This is a genomic window from Nocardiopsis alba DSM 43377, assembly GCF_000341225.1.
In the GTDB taxonomy this organism is placed as follows: domain Bacteria; phylum Actinomycetota; class Actinomycetes; order Streptosporangiales; family Streptosporangiaceae; genus Nocardiopsis; species Nocardiopsis alba.
Genome location: NZ_ANAC01000010.1, coordinates 185,542 through 209,804 on the forward strand (window position 1 = coordinate 185,542; position 24,263 = coordinate 209,804).

Here is a 24,263-nt window from a genome sequence, read left to right on the forward strand (position 1 = left end):
ACCGCCCGTCTCCGAGGAGCCGGGTACGGACGGTCCGGGCGTGATCAGGCGGAGGACCGGATCCAGGAGGCGTAGAGGTCGGCGTACACGCCCGGCCGGCCGACCAGCTCTTCGTGGGTTCCGCTCTGCACGATCCGACCGGCGTCGAAGACCAGGACCCGGTCGGCGGCCTCGGCGGTGGAGAGCCGGTGGGCGATCGCGACCGAGGTGCGGCCTCGGGTCAACCGGTCCAGGGCGCCCTGGATGCGCATCTCCGTGTGCGGGTCGACCGCCGAGGTGGCCTCGTCCAGCACCAACAGGTCCGGATCGGCGATGTAGGCGCGGACCAGGGCGACGAGCTGCCGCTCGCCCGCCGACAGGGATTCGCCGCGCTGACCGACCGGTGTGTCCAGACCGTGGGCGAGTCCGCCCAGCCATTCGGCGAGACCGAGCTCGGTGATGGCGGTCTCCAGTTCGGCGTCGGTGCTCTCGGGCCGGGCGAAGCGGATGTTGTCGCCCAAAGAGCTGTCGAACAGGAAACCCTCCTGCGGGACCATGACGACACGGCTTCGCAGGGAGGAGAAGGCGACCTCCCTCAGGTCGACCCCGTCCAGACGGACGGTCCCGCTCTCGGGGTCCATCAGCCGGGTGAGGAGTTTGACGAAGGTGGTCTTGCCCGACCCGGTCTCGCCGACGACCGCCACCCGGGTGCCCGGGGTGATCCGGACACCGACGTCGTCCAGGACCACGGGCCCCTCGGGATAGGAGTAGGTGACCCGGTCGAAGTCGACCCGGACCGGGCCGCGCGGCAGGACGCGACCGGCCTCGCCGGGATCGGCGATGTCGGGAACGGTGTCCAGGACCCCCAGGACGCGCCGCCATCCGGCGATGGCGTTCTGCGCCTCGTTGAAGATCTCGGTGGCCATCATCATGGGCTGGATGAACAGGGTCATGAGGAAGAGGAAGGCGATGAGCTGACCCGCGGTCAGATCTCCTCCGAGCCCGAGCCGCACACCGGCCAGGACCACGGCCGCGTTGGCGATGGCGGCGACGATCTCGGCGAAGGGCGAGACCGCCATGGACAGACGCTGCGCCTTGACCTGGGCCCCGCGCGTGGCCAGGACGGTGGTGTCGATGCGTTCGGCGGTGCGCGCCTCGATGCCGTGGGCGCGGATGACGGAGGCCCCCATGACGGTCTCGCCGACCGCGCCGAGCATGTCGCCGGTACGTTCGCGGACCTTGAGGTAGGCCTTGGACAGCAGCTTCTGGAGCCAGCGCACGCCGAAGAGCAGCGGCAGGAAGCAGACCCACACGACGATGGTGAGCTGCCAGGAGTAGACCGCCATCAGGACGGTGGCGACGAGGAGCTGACCGGTGCTGACCAGCAGGAGCAGCCCGCCCCACTGCATGAAGTGGCTGATCTGGTCGACGTCGCCGGTGACCCGGGAGACCAGGGCGCCCTTGCGCTCACTGTTCTGGGTCAGGACGGACAGGTCGTGGACGTGCCGGAAGGCCTTGCGGCGCAGGGTCGCCAGCCCGGACTCGGTGGCCCGGTACAGGCGCACGTTCATCAGGTAGGAGCAGATCATGGTGACGACCAGCAGCGCCGCGCAGGTCGCCACCATGCGGGTGACGAATCCCAGGTCGGGGCCGCCGCTCCCGGTGAGACCGTTGTCGATGATCTGCTGGACGGCGATGGGGACGATGACCTTGCCCGCGGTCGCGACCAGGGCGAAGATCAGGGTGAGCCACAGACCCTTGGCGAACTCCGGGGACAGCCTCAGGCCTCGTTTGAGGGTGTCGATCGCGCCGTCCCGGCTCTGGTGCAGGGACAGGACCGGATCCCGTTCGGGGCCGCGCTCCTCGTGCCCCTCCTCCGGACCCTCGTCGGTGCGGGGACGTGTGGGTACGCTCATCGGCTGCTCTCCTCGGTGGCGTCGCCGTCCCTCTCACGGCGGTGGGGTTCGATCGGCGCGGGCTCCTCCGGGAGGGGTTCGCGTTCGGCCTCGTTCTCGGCGGAGGCGCGTTCGTAGGCGGTGACCAGCCGGTTGTAGCCGGGTGAGGCGGTGAGGAGTTCGTCGTGGGTCCCGCGGGCCAGGATCCGCCCCTTCTCCATGTAGAGCACCTCGTCGGCGAGCTCGATGGTGGCGCGACGGTAGGCGACCACGACCACGGTGGCGGAGGAGTCGCGTTCCCGGAGCCCGGAGAGGATCTGGGCCTCGATCTGCGGGTCGACCGCGGAGGTCGCGTCGTCCAGGATCAGGAGCCGGGGCCTGCGGACGATGGCGCGGGCCAGCGCCAGACGTTGGCGTTGCCCTCCGGAGAGGGTGGTGCCCTTCTCCCCCAGTTCGGCGTCGAGGCCGCCGTCGAGGGCGCTGATGAAGCCGTCGGCGCGGGCCAGGCGCAGGGCGGCCCAGACCTGGGCGTCGTCGACGTCCTCGCCGAGGGCGATGTTGTCGCGGACGGTGTCCTCGAACACGAAGGTGCCCTGGGGGACGAGCGCGGCGTGCCGTGGCACCTGGTCGCGGGCCAGGTCGCGCAGGTCGACGTCGTCGTAGGAGACGGAGCCGGTGTCGGGGTCGACCAGGCGCATCAGGACGGTGGTGAGCGTGGACTTGCCCGAGCCGGTGGGACCGACGATGGCGACGGTGCGCCCCGGCGCGATGTCGAGGTCCACCCCGTCGAGGACGGTGGTGCGGGCCCCCTCGTCGGTGTCGGCCATGAGGTCGCGGCCGTCGACATCGTAGGAGTCGGCGTAGGAGAAGGTGACGTCGCGGGCGCTCAGGGCCAGGCCTCGGTTCGAGGGTTCCAGGACGCGGTCCCCGTAGACCATCGCCCCGTCGGACCTCAGGACCGACTGGACGCGGTCCCAGCCCACGACGCTGCGGGGCAGGTCGCCCAAGAGCCATCCGAAGGAGCGGATGGGCAGGGCGAGCAGGGTGAAGAGGAAGGCGATCTGGACGAGGTCGCCGGGTTCGATGGCGCCCGTGGACAGGCGCCACATGCCCAGGAGGAGGACGGCGAGGACACCGAGGTTGGGCAGCGCCTCCATGAAGGGGTCGAACATGGAGCGCATGCGTCCGACCTGGATGAGCGCGTCGCGCAGACGGTGGGCGGCGTGCGTGAAGCGTTCGGTCTCGGTGTCCTCCCGGCCGAGGGTCTTGACGACGAGGGCGCCGTCGAAGGACTCGTGGGCCACACCGCTGACCTCGGCCCGCAGGGCCTGGGCGTGGGAGGCCATCGGGGAGACACGGCGTTGGAAGACGACGTTGGCGGCGGCCAGGGCGGGGAAGACGACGAAGGCGACCAGGGCCAGGATCGGGTCGGTGACGATCATGGCGACGGCGGCGATGAACAGCATGAACACGCTGCCGACCACCATGGGCAGGGGCGCCAGGGGCTGCCAGGCGGCCTCGACGTCGGCGTTGGCGTTGGAGAGGAGTTGTCCGGTGGGGTGGCGGTGGTGCCAGGCCAGCGGGAGCTCGAGGTACTTGCGGGCCACGGAGCGCCGGTAGCGGGCCTGCATGCGGAACTGCATGAGGCCGGCGAGCAGGCGGCGCAGCGCCAGCCCGACGGCCTTGCCCAGACCGACGGCCAGCAGGAGGGCGGCCGCCATGGTCAGCGCGGCGGCGGTGGTCTCACCCGAGGAGAAGGCGGGGATGATGGTCGCGTCGGTGATGTGGCCGAGGACGGACGCCGAGCCGACGGTGACGGCGGCGTGGAGCATGGCCCCGCCGACGGCGGCCAGGAAGATCCAGGGTTCGGTCCGGGCGGCGACCCACAGGACCCGCATCCCCCGTCCGAAGACCTTCTTGTGCCGGTTCGCCTCGTCGAGGTCGGGCCGGTCCCGGGTTCCGGAGCCGGGTTCGCGTTCCTCCTCCCGCTCCTTCGGACTCGTCGCCGTGCTGCCCTGAGCCATACGCCCCCGCTTCCTGTTCCGTGACCGGTCGGTCGGGTGTTCCCGCACCCCGAAGGCCCCGGGGTGCCGGGGGAGGTCTCGGGGCGTGTCGGGCCACAACCTATCCAGCGGCTCCGACAGCTTCCACCGGATTGTTTCAGCGCGAGTCCGGTTCTTGCTATTCCGTCCGCTCCGGGCACAAATCGGTGAACGGGGCGCGAAGGGCGGGTACGTGCGACGGCCCCATCCGTCTCGGCCCCTCCGCCCGGCCGGCCCGGTTCCGGGCCGACCGCTTCGGGTGTCCGGGACATGGCGGGGGCCCGGCCCCTCTCGTAGAGGAGCCGGGCCCGAGGCGCGGAACGTGACGACCGGTCGGTCAGCCGCGCGCGCCCTCGACCTCTGCGGCGGGGGCGTCCATCGGCTGGTCCACGGCGGCCGGGGCCTCGGGGGCGGTCTCCTGGGCCGGGGCCTCCGGAGCGACCTCCTGGGCCGGGGCCTCGATCGGCTGGTCCACGGTGGCGGGAGCCTCCGGAACGACCTCCTCGGCCGGAGCTTCGACCGGGCGCTCCGTGAGCTCCGGGATGCTCACGCACCCGTTCTCGACCTGCTCGGTGATGGTCTCCTTGAAGGTCAGACGGCCGTAGATACCGTCGACCCCGATACCGGCGCCCCGCTGGACCTCCCTGACGGCCTCCTCGGTCTCGGGGCCGTAGAAGCCGTCGATGTCGAGACCGGCGTCGTACTTGCCGTTCAACAGCGACTGGAGGGCACGGACCGCGTCACCCTGGTCACCGGGGCGAATGCCGTCCGCCTCCGACGGGAAGAGCTCGTTGCGCATCTTCACCCAGGTGTCCACGTCCAGGACACCGTCGACCGGAATCGTCCCCGCGTCCTCCTCGAACGCGATGACGGTCGCCTCGACCTCCTCGGTGAACAGGCAGCCGGGCCGCTCGGTCTCGAAGCCCAGGTGGCTCAGGAAGTACTGGGCGGCCAGGATGTCGATGTTCGGTCCGGGGTTGTCGACCGACCACTCGGGCCAGGCTCTGGCCTCGATCTGCTCGATGACCTCCGCCGGGGTGCGGTCGAGGTCGTCCGCCGAGGCGGTCGGGGCGAGCATGAACATGCCCCCGAAGACGAAGGCGCCGGCCGTGGCCAGGGAGACGGCCCGTCGGGCGATACCGCTGCTGAACTGCTCGGACATGATGGGTGTCGACTCCTTATCGTGTGACTGAGACGACAGCATGCTCACACGGATCACGAGGAAGTTAACCCAGCGCCACGCATATGTAACTTTCGGTCACGTCCGGACGGTCGGAACGGCGAAGGCCCGGGCCGCCCTCACGGGGACCCGGGCCTCGTGCGTCGAGAACTACGGAAAGACGGCGGACCGGCTAGTAACCGCGCACCCGCTCGGTCTCACCGGCCGGAGCCTCGACGGACTTCTCCGCGACCTCCGGAGCCTCCTCCTCGACCGTTTCGCGCACGGCCTCCTCGGGGGCGACCTCCTCGGCCGGCTTCTGCGCGGCCTCCGGAGCACCCTCCCGAACCGGACGCTCGACGGCCTCGGAGTCGGCGTCCGCGGCGGGCCGCTCGTCCTGGGCGATCCGCGGCAGGTTCTGGCACGTGCTACCGCCCGGGGCGGTGATGGTGCCCTTGTAGGTCAGGCGACCGAACGCGCCGTCGACACCGATGCCGAGACTGCGCTGGGCGTTCCTGACCGCGTTCTCGGTGGCGGCGTCGTAGTACTCGTGGAGCGAGAGGCCCGCGTTGTACTTGGAGTTCAGCAGCACCTTGACGGCGAGGACGCCCCAACCGCGGTCACCGCGCTTGTAGGCGTCGGCCTCCGTCGGGAAGTGCATGTTCCGGATCTTCACCCAGGTGGTCGAGTCCAGGACACCGTTGACGGTGATCCCCTCACGACGTTCGAAGTTCCGAACCGTCGATTCGGCCCGGTCGTTGTAGAGGCAGCCCGGGTTCTGGGTGATGTAACCGAGGCCGTTGAGGAAGAGCAGGGCGGCCTGGACGTCGACGTTCGGGCCGGGGTTACCGACCGAGTACTGAGGCCATGACCTCGCCTCGATCTGGCTGATGATCTCCACCGGGGTCCGCTCGTAGTCGTCCGCGGCCGCGGGCGGGGCGAGCATGACCACGCTGCCGAGGGCGAAGGCCCCCGCCGTGGCCAGGGACGCGACGCGACGAGCGATTCCACTGGTGAGCTGCTCGGGCATGATGGGTTCTGACTCCCCTGTCGAGTGACTGAGACGACAGCATGCTCACATGGAGCACAAGAAAGACGACCCTGCGCCACGCGACAATCACCCTCCGCGTTTATCTTCGCTTTAGAACTGCCCTGACCTGGGATGATTCGTCCCCCCACAAGGCCACCAGGTCACCAGAAGGGGCCGGCTCGTCTCCGACCCGGCCCCTTCGCCTCTTCACCTAACGAACCGGGTGTCCGGCCTCGCGCAGGCTCCGTTTCACGTCGGCGATGGTGAACTCGCCGAAGTGGAAGACGGTCGCCGCCAGCAGCGCGTCGGCCCCGGCCTCGACGGCGGGAACGAAGTGCTCCACGGCCCCGGCTCCGCCCGAGGCGATCAGGGGCACGTCCACACGGGCCCGGACCCCCCTGATCAGTTCCAGGTCGAACCCGGCCTTGGTGCCGTCGGCGTCCATGGAGTTGAGGAGGATCTCCCCCGCTCCCAGCTCGGCCGCGCGCTCGCACCACTCGAGGGCGTCGAGCCCGGTTCCGCGACGGCCGCCGTGCGTGGTGACCTCGAAACCGCTGGGCGTGGGGGCGTCGCCCTCACGGACCCGACGCACGTCGGCGGAGAGCACCAGGACCTGCCGACCGAAGCGCTCGGCGATCTCCTCGATCAGCTCCGGCCGCGCGATGGCCGCGGTGTTGACCCCCACCTTGTCGGCGCCGGCGCGCAGGAGTCGGTCCACGTCCTCGGTGGAACGCACCCCGCCGCCGACGGTCAACGGGATGAACACCTGGTCGGCGGTGCGACGCACGACGTCGTAGGTGGTCTCCCGGTCCCCGCTGGAGGCGGTCACGTCCAGGAAGGTCAGCTCGTCGGCGCCGCCCGCGTCATAGGTGCCCGCCAGTTCCACGGGATCACCGGCGTCGCGCAGGTTCTCGAAGTTGACACCCTTGACGACCCGGCCGTCGTCCACGTCCAGACAGGGGATGACCCGGATGGCCAGGCTCACCGCCGACCGCCCTTCACCAGGGCCAGGGCGTCCTCCAGGGTGAAGGCGCCCTCGTACAGCGCGGTGCCCATGATGGCGCCCTCCACACCGACCGGGACCAGGGTGGACAGGGCCTCCAGGTCGGCGAGGCTCGACACGCCGCCGCTGGCCACCACCGGCTTGTCGGTGTGCTCGCACACGGTGCGCAGCAGGTCCAGGTTGGGGCCCTTGAGGGTACCGTCCTTGTTGACGTCGGTGACGACGTAACGGGCGCAGCCCTCGGCCTCCAGACGCTCCAGGGTCTGGAAGAGGTCGCCGCCGTCGCGCGTCCAGCCCCGGGCCGCCAGGGTGGTGCCACGGACGTCCAGACCGATGGCGATCCTGTCACCGTGGTCCGCGATGATCCGGGCGCACCACTCCGGGTTCTCCAGGGCCGCGGTGCCGATGTTCACCCGGGCGCAGCCGGTGTCCAGGGCGGCCTTCAGGGACTCGTCGTCACGGATCCCACCGGACATCTCGACCTTGATGTCGAGACGGCCCACGATCTCGCGCAACAGTTCGCGATTCTCGCCGCGCCCGAAGGCGGCGTCCAGGTCCACGAGGTGGACCCACTCGGCGCCGGCGTTCTGCCAGGCCTCGGCGGCCTTGAAGGGGTCGCCGTACCGCCCGCCGGTACCCGCCTTGCCCTGGACGAGCTGGACGGCCTGTCCGCCCGCGACGTCCACGGCCGGCAGCAGTTCGAGTGCGGGGGTCGACGGAGTGTGCTCGCCGGTCATCATGCCTTCTCGTGCTCGGTTCGGTACTGGATGGAGGTGCTCTCGTGTTCGGGGTCCCGAACACGGGCCGGTGGGCGGGTGGCCCCGACCGGCGTCGTCACAGGGTGGCGACCCAGTTGGCCAGGACCCGCGCCCCGGCGTCGCCCGACTTCTCCGGGTGGAACTGGGTGGCGCTCAGCGGGCCGTTCTCCACGGCGGCCACGAAGGGCTCGCCGTGTTCGGCCCAGGTCACCCGGGGTGCCGGGATCCGCTCGCTGGAGGCGACGAACTCCCAGTGACGTACCGCGTAGGAGTGCACGAAGTAGAAGCGCTCCTCGGGGTCGACGTCGGCGAACAGCCGCGTGCCCTCGGGCGGTGTGACGGTGTTCCAGCCCATGTGGGGCACCACGGGGGCGCGGAGCCGCTCGACCGTGCCGGGCCACTCTCCACAGCCCTCCGTGGCCCGATCCTCGGAATGGACGTCGGCCTGCTCGACACCCCGGTCGAAGAGGACCTGCATTCCCACGCAGATCCCGAGGACCGGCCGGCCTCCGGCCACACGGCGACCGATGACGCGGTCTCCGCCCGCGGCCTTGAGGCTGGCCATGCAGGCGCTGAAGGCGCCCACCCCGGGGACGACGAGCCCGTCGGCCTCCAGGGCGACGCGCGGGTCGGAGGTGACGGTGACGTCGGCGCCGGTGCGTTCCATGGCGCGCTGGGCCGAACGCAGGTTGCCCGATCCGTAGTCGAGGACCACCACGCGTGAGGACATCGAGGGTGCCTTTCTAGAGGTAGCCGAGCCGCAGCGCGCCGGAGACCACGGCGAGCACGACACATCCGGCCAGGGCGACGGCGATCAGGCGGTTCTTGTTCCACAGCACGTAGACACCGCCCGCGAGGAAGCCGCCGAAGACGATGAGGAGCAGTCCCCAGAGGTCGGTGTCCATCTACAGGACGCCCTTGGTGGAGGGGACGCCGGTGACCCTCGGGTCCTTCTCGGTGGCCACGCGCAGGGCCCGGGCGAAGGCCTTGAACTGGGCCTCGACGATGTGGTGGGCGTTGCGGCCGTAGGGCACGTGGATGTGCAGGGCCACGCGCGCCTGGGCCACGAAGGACTCGAAGATGTGCCGGGTCATGGTGGTGTCGTAGTCGCGACCGATCACCGGGGCCATGCCCTCGGGCTCGGTGTGCACAAGGTAGGGACGGCCGGAGACGTCGACGGTGACCTCGGCCAGCGCCTCGTCCAGGGGCACCTTCGCGTCGGCGAAGCGGCGGATGCCGGCGCGGTCGCCGAGCGCCTCGCGGAAGGCGGCGCCCAGGGCCAGGGCGGTGTCCTCCATGGTGTGGTGCGAGTCGATGTGCAGGTCGCCCTCGGTGCGCACGGTCAGGTCGAACAGGCCGTGCTTGGCGAGCTGGTCGAGCATGTGGTCGAAGAAGCCCACGCCGGTGGAGACGTCGGCGATCCCGGTGCCGTCCAGGTCGACCTCGACCAGGACCTTGGTTTCCTTGGTTGCGCGTTCGACGCGCCCGGTGCGGCTCATGATGATCTCTTTCGAGGAGAACGGTGGGACGTGGAAGGGGCGGGTCAGCGGCCGGTGGCCTTCAGGAGGGCGTCGCGGAAGGCGACCATCTCCTCCGGTGTGCCGACGGTGACGCGCAGCCAGCCGGGCGGACCGACCTCGCGGATGAGGACCTGCCGGTCGAGCATCCGACGCCAGACCAGGTTGCGGTCCTCGAACTCTCCGAAGAGGACGAAGTTGGCGTCGGAGTCGGCGACCGAGAAGCCCTCCGAGCGCAGCCAGTCGACGAGCGAGTCGCGTTCGCGGCGCAGGTCGGCGACGGCTCCGAGCAGCTCGCCCGAGTATTCGAGCGCGGTGAGGGCCACCGTCTGGGTGACGGCCGACAGGTGGTAGGGCAGCCGGACCAGCTGGAGGGCGTCGACCACGGCGGGGTGCGCCGCGAGGTAGCCCACGCGCGCTCCGGCCAGGGCGAAGGCCTTGGACATGGTCCGGGAGACGATGATCCGGGGGTGCTCGTCGAGCAGGGTGAGTGCGCTGGGCGTGCCCTCCCGCCGGAACTCGGCGTAGGCCTCGTCCACGACGACCACGCCGGGGGCGGCCCGGGCGACACGCTCGATGTCGGCGAGTTCCAGGGCGGTCCCGGTGGGGTTGTTGGGCGAGGTGAGGAAGACGACGCTGGGCCGGTGTTCGGCGATCGCCTCCAAGGCGGCGTCGACGTCGATACGGAAGTCGGCGTCGCGCGGCACCGAGACCCACGCGGTTCCGGTGCCCCTGGAGATGATCGGGTGCATGGAGTAGGAGGGCTCGAAGCCCATCGCGGTGCGACCGGGGCCGCCGAAGGCCTGGAGCAGCTGCTGGAGGATCTCGTTGGAGCCGTTGGCCGCCCATACGCCGGCGGCGGTCAGACCGTGGCCGAGGTAGGCGGCCAGTTCCTCGCGCAGGCGGAGGGCGTCCCGGTCCGGGTAGCGGTTGAGCCCGGTCGCGGTGTCGGCGACCGCCTCGGCCAGGGCCTTGGCCAGGGCCGGCGAGGGGGCGTGCGGGTTCTCGTTGGTGTTGAGGACCACCGGCACGTCCAGCTGGGGGGCACCGTAGGGAGAGCGTCCCCGCAGATCGTCGCGGAGCGGAAGGTCGTTCAGGGTGAAGCTCACTGGTCTCACACTCGTGGTCGGTGGTGGGAGGGGCGGCCGACGTCTCCTGTGACTCTGGTGGTCGGGGAGCTCCGGTCGGTCCGCCCGCTCCGTCGGGTGTGGTCGGTCTCAGTCCCGGTCGTCGCCGTGCCCGACCCGGGCGGCGATCGCCTCGCCGTGGGCGGGCAGGTCCTCGGCCTCGGCCAGGGTGATGACATGGTGGGCGACGTCGGCCAGCGCGTCGCGGTCGTATTCGACGACGTGCACCCCGCGCAGGAAGGTCTGCACGCTCAGCCCGCCGCTGTGGCAGGCGCAGCCCCCCGTGGGGAGGACGTGGTTGGAGCCGGCGGCGTAGTCGCCGAGCGAGACCGGGGAGTGCGGCCCGACGAAGATCGCCCCGGCGTTGCGCACCCGGTCGGCCCACACGGACGCCTGGTCGGTGATGACCTCCAGGTGTTCCGCGGCGTAGGCGTTGACGACGGCCAGGCCCTGTTCGAGGTCGTCGACCAGGACGATGCCGGACTGGGGACCCGCCAGGGCCTCCAGGACACGCTCGCTGTGCCGGGTGGCGGCGGCGCGCACGGCGAGACGTTCGGTGACCGCGTCGGCCAGGGCCTCGTCCGGGGTCACCAGGACGGAGGCGGCGACGACGTCGTGCTCGGCCTGACTGATGAGGTCGGCGGCGACGTGGTCGGGGTCGGCGGTGTGGTCGGCCAGAACCGCGATCTCGGTGGGGCCGGCCTCGGCGTCGATACCGATGATGCCCTTGAGCAGGCGCTTGGCGGCGGCGACCCAGATGTTCCCGGGGCCGGTGACCATGTCCGCGCGCGGGCAGTCCTCGGTGCCGTGGGCGAACATCGCCACGGCCTGGGCTCCGCCGACCGCGTAGACCTCCTCGACGCCGAGCAGGGCGCAGGCGGCGAGGATCGTCGGGTGGGGCAAGCCGCCGAAGTCCTTCTGGGGCGGTGAGGTGACCGCCAGGGAGGACACGCCCGCCTCTTGGGCGGGGACGACGTTCATGATGACGCTGGAGGGGTAGACGGCCCGTCCGCCCGGCACGTAGAGGCCGACCCGGTCGACCGGGATCCACTTCTCGGTGACGGTGCCGCCGGGCACCACGCGGGTGGTGTGGTCCTCACGCCGTTGGGCGGAGTGGACCTTGCGGGCGCGCCGGATGGACTCCTCCAGGGCGGCGCGCACCCGGGGGTCGAGTTCGGTGAGGGCGCGGTCGAGGGCGTCCTTGGGGACGCGGATGTCGGTGAGCCGCACACCGTCGAAGCGCTCGGTGAGTTCGATCAGGGCCTCGGTTCCGCGATGGCGTACGTCATCACAGATGGGACGGACGCGTTCGGTGGCGTCCGCCACATCGATTTCGGCGCGCGGAAGGGAGTCGCGCGGGTCGTCCTGGGAACCTCGGAGGTCGATTCGACTGATCACGGCCCCAGTCTAGGGGCCCTGGGCCGGATCGGGGCCGGTGGAGTCCGAATGATGGACACCACACCGCTCCGACCGGCGCGAACCCCGCGACCGAGGTCGTGGCGAGCATCGCGCGACAAAAGTCCCGAACGCTTCGCCAATAAGCTTCCCCTTACTTTGGATCACCTTACCTAATGAAGCTTTTGAAAGGCTTGCCTAACAAATTCACACGCCTTTTCTGACGTTTCGCAAATGCCATTCGATGGTCTATATTGGTGACATGACTTCCACCAAGACCGGCGATAGCAACCTTTCCAAGTTCCACCGTCTCCTCGTCGACCAGGTGCGGCACGAGTTCACCGCCTCGCACCAGTACGTGGCGATCGCCGCCTGGTTCGACGACCAGGACCTGCCCCAGCTGGCCAGGGTCTTCTACGAGCAGTCCCTCGAAGAGCGCGACCACGCGATGATGATCGTGCGGCACCTGCTCGACAACGACGTGTCGTTCGCCCTTCCCGGCGTGGACGAGATCGAGACCGATTTCTCCGCCACCCGTGATCTGGTCGCGCTGGCGCTGCGTCAGGAACGTCAGGTGAGCGACCAGTTCCAGCGTCTGGCCAAGGTCGCCCGCGACGAGGAGGACTACACCGGGGAACAGTTCCTCCAGTGGTTCATCCAGGAGCAGGTCGAGGAGGTCGCCAAGATGTCGACTCTGCTCAACGTCGTCGACCGTTCGAACGGCAACCTCTTCGACGTGGAGACCTTCGTGGCCCGCGACATGCCCAGTGAGACCGAGGGCGGTCAGAACACGCCCGGGACCGCCGGCCCGTCCGTCTCCTGACGACCGATGCCCCTCGTGCCCCGAGGCCCCGCCCGAACCCGGGCGGGGCCTCGTCGTGTCCGCGCCGGGACCCGGGGAGAGGGGCGCGACACACCGTTCCGACAACGCCGGGACTCTTCGGACCTCGAACCGGCGGCATACTGGGACCATGCCTGAGGCCCTGCCGATCTTCCCGCTGAACACCGTGTTGTTCCCGGGGATGACCATCCCGCTGCACGTCTTCGAGCACCGGTACCGGAGGCTGGTCTCGGAGCTGCTCGGCCCGACCCTGGCCGGTGGCGAGGTCGGCGGACGCGAACGCGGACCCGTGCGTTTCGGAACGGTGTGGATCGAACTCGGTCACGAGGTGGCGAGCGAGTCGGGGCAGGGCGCCGGCGGCACCGATAGCGGGGTGCCCGGCACCGCGGGGGGCGGAGGCCGTCCGACCCTGCCGCTGGTGAGCCCCGTCGGCTGCACCGCGGTCGTCCGCGACGTGCGCACCTACGAGGACGGGCGCTACGACCTGGTCGTCGAGGGCGGTACACGGTTCCGGATCGACGACCTGCCGGAGGTCGACGCCTCCTCCCCGGACGAGTACTCCAGCGCCTCGGTGACGCTGCTCCCCGAGGCCATGGGGCCGGACGCCGAGGAGCACGCCGAACGGGTGCGCGACCTCTATGAGGTGTACCGTGGCCGCTTGTCGGAGATCGGTATGGCTCCGGAGACCTCGCGCGACCTGCCCCGGGATCCGGTGGCCCTGTCACACACGGTGGCGGCCTCGATCGTGCTGGATCCCGCCGAGAAACAACGCCTGTTGGAGGCCGAGGACGCCGCGACCCGGCTGGCGGTGGCGGCTCGTTTCCTCCGCAGGGAGAATCGCATCGTGACCGCCCCCACCCTGCCCAACCTCCCCGCGGGTCCCTTCCTCGACAACGGCGTCTCCTTCAACTAGATCCCTATGTGGAAAGCCGAGGTGACCCATGAGTGGAAAAGCCACGCCCGCTACCGTGGCCGCGGGTCGGACCAAGACCACCTACACCCTGCACCCCTATGAGGCGCCCGAGGAGAGCGACGGGCACTCCTACGGGGCCGACGCCGCGGACGCTCTGGGAGTGCCGCGCCATCGGGTGTTCAAGACCCTGGTCGCCGAGGTGGACGGTGTGTTCACCGTCGGGGTGGTGCCGGTCGCCGGCTCCCTCGACCTCAAGGCACTGGCCGCCGCGGTCGGCGGCAAGAAGGCGACCATGGCCGATCCGGCCCGTGCCGAGAAGATCACCGGGTACGTCCGCGGAGGCATCAGCCCCCTGGGGCAGCGCAAGAGGCTGCGCACCGTCATCGACTCGTCGGTCACCTCGCTGGTCTCGGTCTACGTCTCCGCCGGACGGCGGGGGCTCCAGATGGAACTGGCGCCCGCGGACCTGATCGCGCTGACCGAGGCGGTCACCGCTCCCATCGCCGCTCCCTGAGGCCTGAGCGCGAGCGTCGGGTGAGCCCCACCACGAGGGTCGAAGCCGTGTCGCACAAGGGGCGGTGGACCTGCGCACAGTCGCCCACGGACTGTTGCCCACCCCCCTACCCGGGGGTAGCTTTGTGACATGCCCGACACCTCATCCCCCTACCGATCCATCCCCGACATGTTCGCCTCCCGCGTCGCCGAATCCGGCACGCGGGAGGCGTTCACCCACCCCGTCCCCTCCCCCGACGGCGGCCCCGAGACCTGGCGGACCCTGACCTGGAACCAGGCGCGCGACCGTGTGCGCGACCTGGCCCTGGGGCTGCACTCCCTCGGCCTGACCTCCCAGGCCCGATGCGCCATCGCCTCCAACACCCGGATCGAATGGATCCTCGCCGACCTGGCGATCCTGTGCGCGGGCGGCGCCTCCACCACGATCTACCCCTCCTCCACCCCGCCCGACTTCGCCTACATCGTGTCCGACTCCGGGAGCATGCTGGCCTTCGCCGAGGACGACGAACAGGTCGCCAAACTGCGCGAACAGCGCGGCGCCATGCCCGGCCTGTCCAGGGTGATCGCCTTCGAAGGCGCGGCGGGGGGAGACGACGACTGGGTCATGGGTCTGGACGAACTGGAGGCCCTGGGCGCACGTCGGCACGCCGAGGACCCGGAGCTGTTCGACGAGCTGGTCGCCGCGGTCCGCCCCGAACACCTGGCCACCCTGATCTACACCTCGGGCACCACCGGCCGCCCCAAGGGCGTGCGGCTGGACCACGCGAACTGGCTGTACGAGGCCCAGGCGCTCCAGACCCTGGACGAGGAGCTGCGCGCTCAGGGGCGGGGGCTGCTCACCGGCGACGACGTGCAGTTCCTGTGGCTGCCCTTGGCCCACGCCTTCGGCAAGGTGATGCAGATGAGCCAGTTGCGTCTGGGGTTCGTCACCGCCGTGGACGGACGGGTGGACCGCATCGTCGACAACCTGTCCATCGTGCGGCCGACCTTCATGGCCGCCGCCCCTCGCATCTTCGAGAAGGTGTACGCCAAGGTCGTCACCCAGGCCCGGGAGGGCGGCGAGACCAAGTACCGGATCTTCCGTTGGGCCGCGGACGTGGGAGACCGGGTGGCGCGGCTCCGAGAGAAGGGCGAGGAGCCGACCGGCCTGCTCGCCGCCCGGCATCGGATCGCCGACCGACTCGTGTTCTCCCGACTGCGCGCCCGCTTCGGCGACCGGCTGCGCTTCCTCGTCTCCGGTAGCGCCCCTCTGGCCCCGGAGATCGGCCGGTTCTTCTCCGGTGCCGGGATCACCATCCTGGAGGGCTACGGGCTGACCGAGACCTCCGCCGGTTCCTTCCTCAACCGTCCGGGCGAGGCGCGTTTCGGCAGCGTCGGGCTGCCGCTTCCCGGCACCGAGGTCAAGATCGCGGAGGACGGCGAGGTGCTGTTGCGCGGTGGCGGGGTGATGCGCGGATACCACAACCTGTCCGGCGCCACCGAGGCCGTGCTCACCGAGGACGGCTGGTTCGCGACCGGTGACATCGGCACCCTGGAGGACGGCCACCTGCGGATCACCGACCGCAAGAAGGAGCTGATCAAGACCTCCGGTGGCAAGTACGTGGCGCCGCAGAGCATCGAGAACCGTTTCAAGGCCCTGTGCCCGTACGCGAGCAACCTGGTCGTGCACGGCGATCGGCGCCCCTACTGCGTGGGCCTGGTCGCCCTGGATCCCGAAGCGATCGAGGAGTGGGCGGAGAACAACGGTCTGGGCGCGCTGAACTACGTCGGGCTGACCAGGGAGCCGAAGGTCAGGCGCATGGTCCAGGAGGCCGTCGACGAGCTCAACAAGGGGCTGCCCCGCCACGAGACGATCAAGGACTTCGCGATCCTGCCGAACGGGCTGACCGTGGAGGGCGGGGAGATCACGCCGAGTCTGAAGATGCGCCGCCGAGCGGTGGAGGAGAAGTACGCCGACCTGCTCGACGGGTTGTACGAGAAGGCGCCGCGACGTTCTTGACCGCCCTCAGTCCCGCCGTTCCCCCGGGTCGGGTTCCGGAGCGGCGGTCGGGGCCGGCTCGGGTTCGGGGACACCGGGCTGGTCGGAGCGCAACAGGCTGACGCCGTCGAGCAGACCGTATTGAAGGACGTGGACGAAGGGCCACACCACCAGGAAGGCGGTGGCCTGGAGCCGAAGCGCGCCCATGACGGTGTCGCCGGGGTCGGCGGTCAGGACGATCTCCCGAGCGGGTGCGTCGAGGGCGACCCCGATCCGCCAGACCAGGATCGCGGCCACGGCGGCCGCCACGGCGCTCACCAGGAGCAGAGGCAGGCGCAGGTCCTGGAGGCGCCTGTCGGCCAGGGTGAACTGGGCCATGTAGCAGAGGTAGCCGGTGATCATCCCGGCCACCGCGGTGATGACGACGAAGTAGCCCTCTCCCGCGAAGGCCTCCTCGGAGGTACCGGGGAAGATCTCCCCCTCCCCCAGCGCGGTCACCTCGGGGCGGGGCGCCAGCCACCACCAGAGGGGCCCCAGCAGTGCGCCGAGCAGGGCCACGGCCCCGAACACGCACGCCGCCACGATCAGGGCGCGTGCCACCCCCGAAGCACCCGCGCGGGCGCGCTCCGCCTTCACCCTGTGTACTCCCCTCCGCCCGGACCTGCCGAAAACCAGTGGATACCGGACACGACCCGAAGGACAATACCCGCATGTACGACGAGAGCGATCCCGTGCCCCTTCTCAAGCGTGTCGATCCTCCCATGGCCGCCGACGAACGGACGATGCTGCTGGCCTGGTTGGACCGGCATCGCGCCACGGTGCACGCCAAGTGCGCGGGGTTGGACCCGGAACTCGCCTCGGCCGCTCCGATCCCGACCTCCCCGATGACCACCATCGGCGGGATCGTGTCCCATCTGCGCTGGGTGGAGGCCTTCTGGTTCGAGGTGGTGATGCTCAACCAGCCGGACGAGGCCCCGTACTCGGAGCGGGACCCCGACGGAGAGTTCCGGGTCGGAGCCCGACGCCCCCTCGGCGAACTGTTGGCGGAGTACGAGGAGCAGTGCGCCCGCTCGCGGGAGATCACCTCCCACCTGGAGCTGGGCAACTCCTCACGCCGTGTCCTTCAGGAAGGACGCACCACCCTGCGCTGGGTGATCACGCACATGATCGAGGAGACCGCCCGGCACAACGGTCATCTGGACCTGCTCCGAGAGCTCGCCGACGGTCGCACCGGCCTCTAGGGATTCGAGGCCCGCCACCGCTACGCGACGAAGGGGTCCGGGGCGGTGATCCACCGTCCCGGACCCCTTCGTCGATGGGCCCGCGAAGAGCCCGTGTGAGACCTCAGCCCTCCCGTTCCGCGTCGGGGTCGTCGCCTTCGACGTCCTCCTCCTCGGCGAGGATCAGGTAGAGGTTGCGTCGGGTCTCGTTCAGCAGACGCTTGGCCCGCTCCACCTGCTCCGGGGTGCCCGCCTGGGCGACCTGGGAGGCGGCCGCGGCGAGCTGGTAGGCCAGGCCGCCGATCTCCTCGTAGTACGACCGGGTGTCGGCGTAAGCGTCGGCCCCCGCCTCCCAGGGCGGGGTGAGCCCCTCTCCCTGTTCCTCCAGGTAGGCCCGGCCCTCGTCGGTGAGCCGGTAGGGGCGACGGCGCCCCTCACCCGCGACCTGCTCGATCAGGCCCTCGTCCTCCAGCTGCTGGAGCATCGGGTAGACCGAACCGGAGCTGGGGCGCCAGGCCCCGCCGCTGCGCTCGCGGCCTTCGCGGATGATCTCGTATCCGCTGCGCGGCTCCTCCGCCAGGAGCAGGAGGATGCCGGTGCGCACGTCGCCCCGTCGAGCTCGAGGGCCACCGCGCCGGCGGCCGTGTCCCCCCTCATGTCCGGGGAAACCCCCGGGACCGAAGGAACCACCGGGGCCGAAGGGCGCGCCCGGCCCGAAGGGGCCACCGGGCCCCATGGGGCCTCCGGGTCCGAACGGTCCACCGGGGCCCCTGCCCCACGGAGGGTGCGGAGGATGCGGTGGCCGGGGCGGCTCCGGAACCTCCGCCCGGTGCTCGTGGGGGCCGTGGTGCCCGTCGATCCATGCCTCGTCCGAGGCGGTGTGGGCGTCGTGTCGGTCCCGACCCGGGATGAAGCGGTCGAAGCGTCGTTCCGAACGTCGTCCGCCCCAGGACCAGGGGCCGGGAAGTGCCATGGCTGTCATGTCGTTCTCTTCTCTGTAGATATTCCAAGACAGTCGTTCACTGTCTCGATAGCTCAAAGATATATCGCTAACTATCTTCTGGCAAGAGGGCGGCACGAAAAAGGCCCCCGTGTGCGACACCGCACACGAGGGCCCTGGCCGGAGCGTCCCTACCGGGACCTCGAAGGTCAGTAGTCGACCGAGTACGCCCCCAGCAGGCTCTTCACCTCACCGTTGAACTCCGGGGAGATCCGCACCGAGTAGCGCTCGACCGCGTAGACACGCGAACGCACCGGGTTGTCCACCCGGATCCGCACCGGGGTCTCCCCCTTGTGCGTGCTCAACACCTGACGCAGATCACCGATGAGCTCCGGGGTGAGCCGCTTCTCGTCGACGGTGAGCAGCACCGGGGGTTCGCCCTCGGTGATGTGGGAGATGTCCAGGATCGACATCTCCGAGGCGAACATCGAGTATGTGCCGTCACGGTCGTTGAGCCGGCCCTTGACCGTGACCGCGGTGTCCTCCAGCAACGCCTCCACGTACAGCGGATACGTCTTGGGGAAGAACAGCACCTCCATGCTGGAGTCCAGGTCCTCCACCGTGGCGATCGCCCACTGGTTGCCGGCCTTGTTGGTGCGCTTGTCGACCTTGGAGATCAGCCCCGCGATCCGCACCTCCCCGCGCTCGCGGGCCAGGTCCCCGGCCATGATCTTGGCGATCGGGACGTCCCGGGAACGGGCCAGCACCCGTTCGGCGCCGGCCAGCGGGTGGCTGGACACGTACAGACCCAACATCTCGCGTTCGAAGGCGAGCTTGGTCTTGCGATCCCACTCCTCGTCGCCCCACTGGATGTCCAGCCCGATGGGGGTGGAGTCGCCGTCGTCCCCGCCCCCGAACAGGTCGAACTGACCGTGGGCCTCCTGCTTCTTGGAGCTGATCATGCCGTCCACCGCCATCTCGTGGTGGCGGTACAGCTCCCGCCGGGGCTGGCCCAGGGAGTCGAAACCGCCCGCCTTGATCAGCGATTCGATCACCCGCTTGTTACAGGCCGCCAGCTCGATCTTGGACAGGAAGTCGGTGAAGGAGGTGAACTTGCCCTTCTCGGTCCGGGTCTTGATGATCGAGTTGACCACGTTGGCGCCCACGTTGCGGACCGCGCCCATACCGAAGCGGATGTCGGAACCGACCGGGGTGAAGCGCAGACCGGATTCGTTGACGTCGGGGGGCAGGACCTTGATGTGCTGGGCCCGGCACTCGGCCAGGTAGACCGCCATCTTGTCCTTGTCGTCACTGACCGAGGTCAACAACGCGGCCATGTAGGCCGCGGGATAGTTGGCCTTGAGGTAGGCGGTCCAGTAGGAGACCAGCGCGTACCCGGCGGCGTGCGACTTGTTGAACGCGTAGCCTGCGAAGGGCAGCATGACGTCCCACAGGGCCTGGGTGGCCTCCTTGGAGAAGCCGCGCTCGGCCGCGCCGGGGAAGAACTTGGCCTCCTCCGCCTCCAGGGCCTCCTTCTTCTTCTTACCCATCGCGCGACGCATCAGGTCGGCGCCGCCCAGGCTGTAACCGGCCAGCTGCTGGGCAATGGCCATGATCTGCTCCTGGTAGACGAGCAGGTGGAAGGTCTCCCCCAGGATCGGCTCCAGGGCGTCCTTGAGCTCCGGGTGGATGGGGGTGATCTCCTGGCGCCCGTTCGACCGGTCGGCGTAGTCGTTGTGGGCGTTGGCCGCCATCGGACCGGGTCGGTACAGGGACAGCACGGCCGCGATGTCACCGAACTTCTTCGGCTCCATCCGCTTGAGCAGGTTGCGCATCGCGCCACCGTCGAGCTGGAAGACGCCGAGGGTGTCGCCACGGGAGAGGAGTTCGTAGGTCTTCTTGTCGTCCAGGGGCAGCTGCCCCAGATCGATGTCGATCCCCTCGGACTCCTTGATGGACTTGACCGCGTCGTCCATGATCGTGAGGTTGCGCAGGCCCAGGAAGTCCATCTTCAGCAGACCCATGTCCTCGCACTGAGGGAAGGGGAAGCCGGTGATGATGGCGCCGTCGGTGTCGCGCTTGTGCAGCGGGATGACGTCGAGCAGGGGTTCCTTGGACAGGATCACGCCCGCCGCGTGCACACCCGTGCCCCGGGTCAGACCCTCGATACCCCGGGCGGTCTCCATGACCTTGTTCACCTGGGGGTCGTTCTCCACCAGGTTGCGCAGCTCGGTGGTCTCGCTGTAGCGCTCGTGCTCGGTGTTGAACACCGCGTCCAGCGGGATCTCCTTGCCGCCCACCGCGGCCGGGAACGCCTTGGTGATCTGGTCGCCCACCGAGTAGGGCATGCCCAGGATCCGGGTGGAGTCCTTGACCGCGGCCTTGGCCTTGATGGTGCCGAAGGTCAGGATCTGCGCGACCCGCTCCTCGCCGTACAGGCGGGTGACGTAGTCGATCATCTCCCCGCGCCGACGCTCGTCGAAGTCCAGGTCGATATCGGGCATGGTCACACGTTCGGGGTTGAGGAACCGCTCGAACAGCAGACCGTGCTCCAACGGGTCCAGGTCGGTGATGCCCAGCACGTAGGCGATCATCGAACCGGCCGCCGAACCACGCCCCGGGCCCAGCGCGATCCCCGCCTTGCGCGCGTACTGGCAGATGTCGGAGACCACCAGGAAGTACGCCGGGAACCCCATCTCGTTGATGATGCCCAGCTCGAAGTCGACGCGCTTACGGACGTCGTCGCTCACCCCGTCCGGGTAACGCCCCTTGAGCAGCCGCTCGACCTCCTTGGCCAGCCAGGAGGACTGGGTCTCGCCCTCGGGGACGGGGAAGGTCGGCATGAGGTCGCGTTCGGCGAACACGCCCTCGTAGGCGTCGGGTTCGATGCGTTCGGCGATCAGCAGGGTGTTCCTGCACCCCTGAGCCCACTCGTCGAAGTTCAGGATCCCGCGCATCTCGTCCGGCGTCTTGAGGTAGTAGCCCGAGCCGTTGAACCGGAACCGGGTCGGATCGTCCAGGTTCTTGCCGACCCCGACCGCCAGGAGGGCGTCGTGCGCCGAGGCCTGCGACTCGTACACGTAGTGCGAGTCGTTGGTCACCAACGGCGGGATGTCCAGCGCCCGCCCCACCTTGAGCAGACCGTCGCGGACCTCCTTCTCGATGGAGACCCCGTGGTCCATCAGCTCCAGGAACACGTTCTCCTTGCCGAAGATGTCCTGCAGCTTCGCGGCGTAGTCGATGGCCTCCTTCTCCTGGCCCAGCCGCAACCGGGTCTGCACACCCCCCGAGGGGCAGCCCGTGGAGACGATGATGCCCTCGCTGTTCTCCGCCATCAGGTCCAGGTCCATCCGGGGCTTCATGTAGTAGCCCTCGATGGAGGCCAGGGACGACATCTTGAACAGGTTGCGCAGACCCGTCTCGTTCTGCGCCAACATCGTCATGTGCAGGTAGCGGCCGCCACCGGAGATGTCCTTGCCGCCCTCGGCCGAGGCGTCGTCCGACCCGCTGGCCCGCCCCCAGAACACCCGCTTCTTGTGGAACCGGGACTCGGGGGCCACGTAGGCCTCGATCCCGATGATCGGCTTGACCCCCGAGCCCTTGGACTGCTGGTAGAACTCGTAGGCGCCGAACATGTTGCCGTGGTCGGTCATGGCCACCGCCGGCATCTCCAACCGCGCGGCCTCGGAGAACAGGGGCTTCAACTTCGCCGCCCCGTCCAGCATCGAGTACTCGGTATGGACGTGCAGATGAGCGAAGGAGTCGGCCATGGGTGGAGTGCTCCCGGAAAGACTTGTAGGACGGATGGTGTCCCACGAGCCTACGACTTTCCCATGACGTTCGCGGCCGCCTGTGGACGAACGGGCCCCTTCCGGAGGACGTGATGTTCCCCCGGCCCGCGGGTCGTGGGCGTGGGAGCGACTCCACGCCGTCCGGCAGGGGCCCGGGTTCCTCTTCGACGTCCGGAGACCACCTCCACGTCACCGACGCTTCCCACCGAGCTGCTAATCTCCCGCCGGTCGCGTCGCGACCATCATCGTGAGATCGCCCTTCCGAGAGGATCCCCGTGTCCGTCAGAACCCGTCGAGTGGCCTCCACCGCCACTCTCGTTCTCGCCGCCTCCGCCCTGGTGGCCTCCCCCGTGCCGGCCTCGGCCTCCTCGTCCGTGCCCGAGCCTCCGGGAGAGCGCGAGGTACGTTTCGCCACCTTCAACACCGCCCTGGAGCGCCCGGAGGAGGGCATGCTGGCGGAGGAGCTGGCCACGCCCGACAGCGAGCAGGCCCGCAACATCGCCGAGATCATCCAGCACGTCCGTCCCGACGTGCTGCTGGTGAACGAGTTCGACCACGACGACGAGGGCCGGGGACTGAGTCTCTTCCAGGACAACTACCTGTCCGTGGGGCAGAACGGGGCCGACCCGATCGACTACCCGTACGTGTACAGCGCGCCGGTCAACACGGGCGTGGCCTCGGGGGTCGACCTGAACGGCGATGGAGCCGTCGTGACCGAGCCGGGGAGCCCCGAGTACGCGGAGGACGCCTTCGGGTACGGGCTCTTCCCCGGCCAGTACGGGATGGCCGTGCTCTCGAAGTACCCGATCGTCACCGACGAGGTGCGCACCTTCCAGACCTTCCGCTGGGCCGACATGCCGGACGCGCTGCTGCCCACCGACCCCGAGACCGGCGAGTCGTACTACTCGGAGGAGGCCCTGGAGGTCCTGCGGCTGTCCTCCAAGAGCCACTGGGACGTGCCCATCGACACCGGGCGCGGTCGGCCGGTGCACCTGTTGGCCTCCCACCCCACTCCCCCGACCTTCGACGGTCCCGAGAAGCGCAACGTGGCCCGCAACCACGACGAGATCCGTTTCTGGGCCGACTACGTCACCCGACGCGACAGCGGTTACATCTACGACGACGAGGGGGTGCGCGGTGGGCTCGCCCCCGGGGCGCCCTTCGTGATCGCCGGCGACCTCAACGCCGATCCCAACGACGGCGATGGGCACCCCGAGGCCGTCACCCGACTGCTGGACCACCGGTCCGTGGTGGACGTCCGGCCCTCCAGCCAGGGCGGCCGAGGGGCGGCGCAGCGTCAGGGCGGCGCCAACGAGGACCACGTCGGTGACCCCGAACTGGACAGCGCGGACTTCAACGACGAGCCGGGCCCGGGCAATCTGCGGGTGGACTACGTGCTGCCCTCCCGTTCGCTCCCCGCCCGGGGTTCGGGGGTGTTCTGGCCGACCGTTGACGACCCGCTGTTCCGTCTGACCGGCGACTACCCCTTCCCCAGCTCCGACCACCGTCTGGTCTGGGTCGACGTGGCACGTCCCTAGGGACGTGCCCCCGGTCGGCCGGTGCGCGGGCCGGGGCCGCTCGTTCCGGACCGGGGTCGGTCTCGGCCGGCCGCCTCCTCTTGGGCGACGGCCAGGCCGGCGCCGATGACGCTGTCCATGATGGCGGCCAGGTGTTCGGCCCCCAGGCGGGGCGCCCGCTCGGCCATGCGCTCGACGAGTTCGCGCTCACGCGTCATGTCGCGTCCGGCGAAGTAGCCCACCGGCTTGAGCCGCTGGACCTGGGCCGCGACCAGAGCCCGACGTTCGAGGAGCTCGGCGAGCTCGGCGTCCATGAGGTCGATGCGGCCGCGCAGGTCGCGGATGCGCTCGTCGACGTTCTCCGTACCGGTGGCGTTGTGACGGTCGTGCACGATGTCCCTTTCCGGGGGTGGTTGCGTACGCGGATGCGGCGCGACCGTACGTCCCGGCGGGAAACGTGTTCGGGGCGTCGGCCGCCCGAAAAGACGAAGGAGCACCGGGCGTGTGCCCGAATGCTCCGATAGCCGACGTTCCCGTTCTCGCTCAGGTGTGAGCGGCCGACGGGTCCGTCGGCGGCCTAAACACGAAAGCGCGGTGGGTCATGGGTGCGATGCTACTACAACGGTGAGAGGCCGTGCCCGGGGC

At 69.7% G+C, this 24,263-nt stretch carries 21 protein-coding genes; 6 read left to right on the forward strand and 15 right to left on the reverse strand.

All coding sequences use genetic code 11. The annotated features are described in order from the left end of the window. Positions 1-44 precede the first annotated feature (44 nt). The 11 genes from D451_RS0108125 to hisD all read right to left on the reverse strand — a co-directional run bounded on the left by D451_RS0108125 (position 45) and on the right by hisD (position 11,908). Entirely contained in the window at positions 45-1,895 is a 1,851-nt protein-coding gene (locus D451_RS0108125) for an ABC transporter ATP-binding protein (RefSeq protein ID WP_014913050.1), read from the reverse strand. Further along, positions 1,892-3,898 (reverse strand): ABC transporter ATP-binding protein, encoded by a 2,007-nt coding sequence (locus D451_RS0108130; protein WP_014913262.1) that lies wholly within the window; start codon positions 3,896-3,898, stop codon positions 1,892-1,894. Before D451_RS0108130 ends, D451_RS0108125 begins: the two co-directional genes overlap by 4 nt. A gap of 355 nt (positions 3,899-4,253) precedes the next feature. Beyond that, complete coding sequence (locus D451_RS0108135; RefSeq protein WP_017534064.1) at positions 4,254-5,078, reverse strand: peptidoglycan-binding domain-containing protein; 825 nt, start codon at positions 5,076-5,078, stop codon at positions 4,254-4,256. Positions 5,079-5,268: 190 nt separating this feature from the next. Further along, a complete protein-coding gene (locus tag D451_RS0108140; RefSeq protein ID WP_014908577.1) occupies positions 5,269-6,105 on the reverse strand; it encodes a peptidoglycan-binding domain-containing protein in 837 nt (278 codons plus the stop codon). Between the two features lie 211 nt (positions 6,106-6,316). After that, positions 6,317-7,090 carry an imidazole glycerol phosphate synthase subunit HisF gene (hisF, locus tag D451_RS0108145; protein ID WP_014909828.1) on the reverse strand — a complete coding sequence of 258 codons (774 nt, stop codon included), beginning with the start codon at positions 7,088-7,090 and terminating at the stop codon, positions 6,317-6,319. Further along, complete coding sequence (gene priA / locus D451_RS0108150; protein ID WP_014908888.1) at positions 7,087-7,845, reverse strand: bifunctional 1-(5-phosphoribosyl)-5-((5-phosphoribosylamino)methylideneamino)imidazole-4-carboxamide isomerase/phosphoribosylanthranilate isomerase PriA; 759 nt, start codon at positions 7,843-7,845, stop codon at positions 7,087-7,089. The genes hisF and priA overlap by 4 nt, the downstream gene beginning before the upstream one ends. 97 nt (positions 7,846-7,942) lie before the next feature. Then, positions 7,943-8,596: an imidazole glycerol phosphate synthase subunit HisH gene (gene hisH / locus D451_RS0108155; RefSeq protein ID WP_017534065.1), complete on the reverse strand. Its 654-nt coding sequence runs from the start codon at positions 8,594-8,596 to the stop codon at positions 7,943-7,945. Positions 8,597-8,609: 13 nt separating this feature from the next. Further along, on the reverse strand, positions 8,610-8,771 hold the full coding sequence (locus D451_RS28250; RefSeq protein WP_014911839.1) for a hypothetical protein: 162 nt from the start codon (positions 8,769-8,771) through the stop codon (positions 8,610-8,612). Beyond that, entirely contained in the window at positions 8,772-9,365 is a 594-nt protein-coding gene (gene hisB / locus D451_RS0108165) for an imidazoleglycerol-phosphate dehydratase HisB (RefSeq protein ID WP_014913322.1), read from the reverse strand. It abuts the gene before it with no gap. Positions 9,366-9,409: 44 nt separating this feature from the next. Next, positions 9,410-10,492, reverse strand: coding sequence for a histidinol-phosphate transaminase (locus tag D451_RS0108170; RefSeq protein ID WP_014912049.1), 1,083 nt, complete (start codon positions 10,490-10,492; stop codon positions 9,410-9,412). Positions 10,493-10,600: 108 nt separating this feature from the next. Then, the gene (gene hisD, locus D451_RS0108175; protein ID WP_108914097.1) at positions 10,601-11,908 is read right to left on the reverse strand and encodes a histidinol dehydrogenase; all 1,308 of its coding nucleotides are present in this window, start codon (positions 11,906-11,908) and stop codon (positions 10,601-10,603) included. 259 nt (positions 11,909-12,167) lie between these two features. On the opposite strand from hisD, the gene D451_RS0108180 reads away from it, so the two are divergent. The 4 genes from D451_RS0108180 (at position 12,168) to D451_RS0108195 (ending at position 16,171) form a co-directional block, all read left to right on the forward strand. Continuing rightward, positions 12,168-12,728, forward strand: a complete 561-nt coding sequence (locus D451_RS0108180; RefSeq protein WP_026124916.1) for a ferritin — start codon at positions 12,168-12,170, stop codon at positions 12,726-12,728. A gap of 148 nt (positions 12,729-12,876) precedes the next feature. After that, positions 12,877-13,659: an LON peptidase substrate-binding domain-containing protein gene (locus D451_RS0108185; protein WP_017534068.1), complete on the forward strand. Its 783-nt coding sequence runs from the start codon at positions 12,877-12,879 to the stop codon at positions 13,657-13,659. A 28-nt stretch (positions 13,660-13,687) separates the two neighbouring features. Continuing rightward, complete coding sequence (ybaK, locus tag D451_RS0108190; protein WP_234305722.1) at positions 13,688-14,173, forward strand: Cys-tRNA(Pro) deacylase; 486 nt, start codon at positions 13,688-13,690, stop codon at positions 14,171-14,173. A gap of 129 nt (positions 14,174-14,302) precedes the next feature. Beyond that, entirely contained in the window at positions 14,303-16,171 is a 1,869-nt protein-coding gene (locus D451_RS0108195; protein WP_017534070.1) for an AMP-dependent synthetase/ligase, read from the forward strand. A gap of 6 nt (positions 16,172-16,177) precedes the next feature. On the opposite strand, the gene D451_RS0108200 is transcribed toward D451_RS0108195, so the two are convergent. Further along, positions 16,178-16,786: a hypothetical protein gene (locus tag D451_RS0108200; protein ID WP_017534071.1), complete on the reverse strand. Its 609-nt coding sequence runs from the start codon at positions 16,784-16,786 to the stop codon at positions 16,178-16,180. Between the two features lie 74 nt (positions 16,787-16,860). Between D451_RS0108200 and D451_RS0108205 the strand changes: the two genes are divergently transcribed. Continuing rightward, positions 16,861-17,391, forward strand: a complete 531-nt coding sequence (locus D451_RS0108205) for a DinB family protein (protein WP_017534072.1) — start codon at positions 16,861-16,863, stop codon at positions 17,389-17,391. Positions 17,392-17,494: 103 nt separating this feature from the next. Here the strand turns inward: D451_RS0108205 and D451_RS0108210 are convergent, their stop codons facing one another. Both D451_RS0108210 and dnaE read right to left on the reverse strand, forming a co-directional pair. After that, positions 17,495-18,352 (reverse strand): PadR family transcriptional regulator, encoded by an 858-nt coding sequence (locus tag D451_RS0108210; RefSeq protein WP_036567872.1) that lies wholly within the window; start codon positions 18,350-18,352, stop codon positions 17,495-17,497. Between the two features lie 167 nt (positions 18,353-18,519). Next, complete coding sequence (gene dnaE, locus D451_RS0108215) at positions 18,520-22,080, reverse strand: DNA polymerase III subunit alpha (RefSeq protein ID WP_017534074.1); 3,561 nt, start codon at positions 22,078-22,080, stop codon at positions 18,520-18,522. 317 nt (positions 22,081-22,397) lie between these two features. Here dnaE and D451_RS0108220 point away from each other — a divergent pair, with 317 nt between their 5' ends. Beyond that, entirely contained in the window at positions 22,398-23,639 is a 1,242-nt protein-coding gene (locus tag D451_RS0108220; RefSeq protein WP_017534075.1) for an endonuclease/exonuclease/phosphatase family protein, read from the forward strand. Here the strand turns inward: D451_RS0108220 and D451_RS0108225 are convergent. Then, positions 23,636-24,010, reverse strand: coding sequence for a chorismate mutase (locus D451_RS0108225; protein ID WP_017534076.1), 375 nt, complete (start codon positions 24,008-24,010; stop codon positions 23,636-23,638). The genes D451_RS0108220 and D451_RS0108225 overlap by 4 nt on opposite strands. Positions 24,011-24,263: the final 253 nt, after the last annotated feature.

Coding starts and splice junctions, on each gene's coding strand:
- D451_RS0108210 (WP_036567872.1), bottom strand. CDS start 18,352: ATGACAGCCATGGCACTTCCCGGCCCCTGGTCCTGGGGCGGACGACGT.
- D451_RS0108180 (WP_026124916.1), top strand. CDS start 12,168: ATGACTTCCACCAAGACCGGCGATAGCAACCTTTCCAAGTTCCACCGT.
- hisB (WP_014913322.1), bottom strand. CDS start 9,365: ATGAGCCGCACCGGGCGCGTCGAACGCGCAACCAAGGAAACCAAGGTC.
- dnaE (WP_017534074.1), bottom strand. CDS start 22,080: ATGGCCGACTCCTTCGCTCATCTGCACGTCCATACCGAGTACTCGATG.
- priA (WP_014908888.1), bottom strand. CDS start 7,845: ATGACCGGCGAGCACACTCCGTCGACCCCCGCACTCGAACTGCTGCCG.
- D451_RS0108130 (WP_014913262.1), bottom strand. CDS start 3,898: ATGGCTCAGGGCAGCACGGCGACGAGTCCGAAGGAGCGGGAGGAGGAA.
- D451_RS0108195 (WP_017534070.1), top strand. CDS start 14,303: ATGCCCGACACCTCATCCCCCTACCGATCCATCCCCGACATGTTCGCC.
- D451_RS0108205 (WP_017534072.1), top strand. CDS start 16,861: ATGTACGACGAGAGCGATCCCGTGCCCCTTCTCAAGCGTGTCGATCCT.
- D451_RS0108135 (WP_017534064.1), bottom strand. CDS start 5,078: ATGTCCGAGCAGTTCAGCAGCGGTATCGCCCGACGGGCCGTCTCCCTG.
- D451_RS0108125 (WP_014913050.1), bottom strand. CDS start 1,895: ATGAGCGTACCCACACGTCCCCGCACCGACGAGGGTCCGGAGGAGGGG.
- D451_RS0108185 (WP_017534068.1), top strand. CDS start 12,877: ATGCCTGAGGCCCTGCCGATCTTCCCGCTGAACACCGTGTTGTTCCCG.
- D451_RS0108140 (WP_014908577.1), bottom strand. CDS start 6,105: ATGCCCGAGCAGCTCACCAGTGGAATCGCTCGTCGCGTCGCGTCCCTG.
- D451_RS28250 (WP_014911839.1), bottom strand. CDS start 8,771: ATGGACACCGACCTCTGGGGACTGCTCCTCATCGTCTTCGGCGGCTTC.
- ybaK (WP_234305722.1), top strand. CDS start 13,688: ATGAGTGGAAAAGCCACGCCCGCTACCGTGGCCGCGGGTCGGACCAAG.
- hisH (WP_017534065.1), bottom strand. CDS start 8,596: ATGTCCTCACGCGTGGTGGTCCTCGACTACGGATCGGGCAACCTGCGT.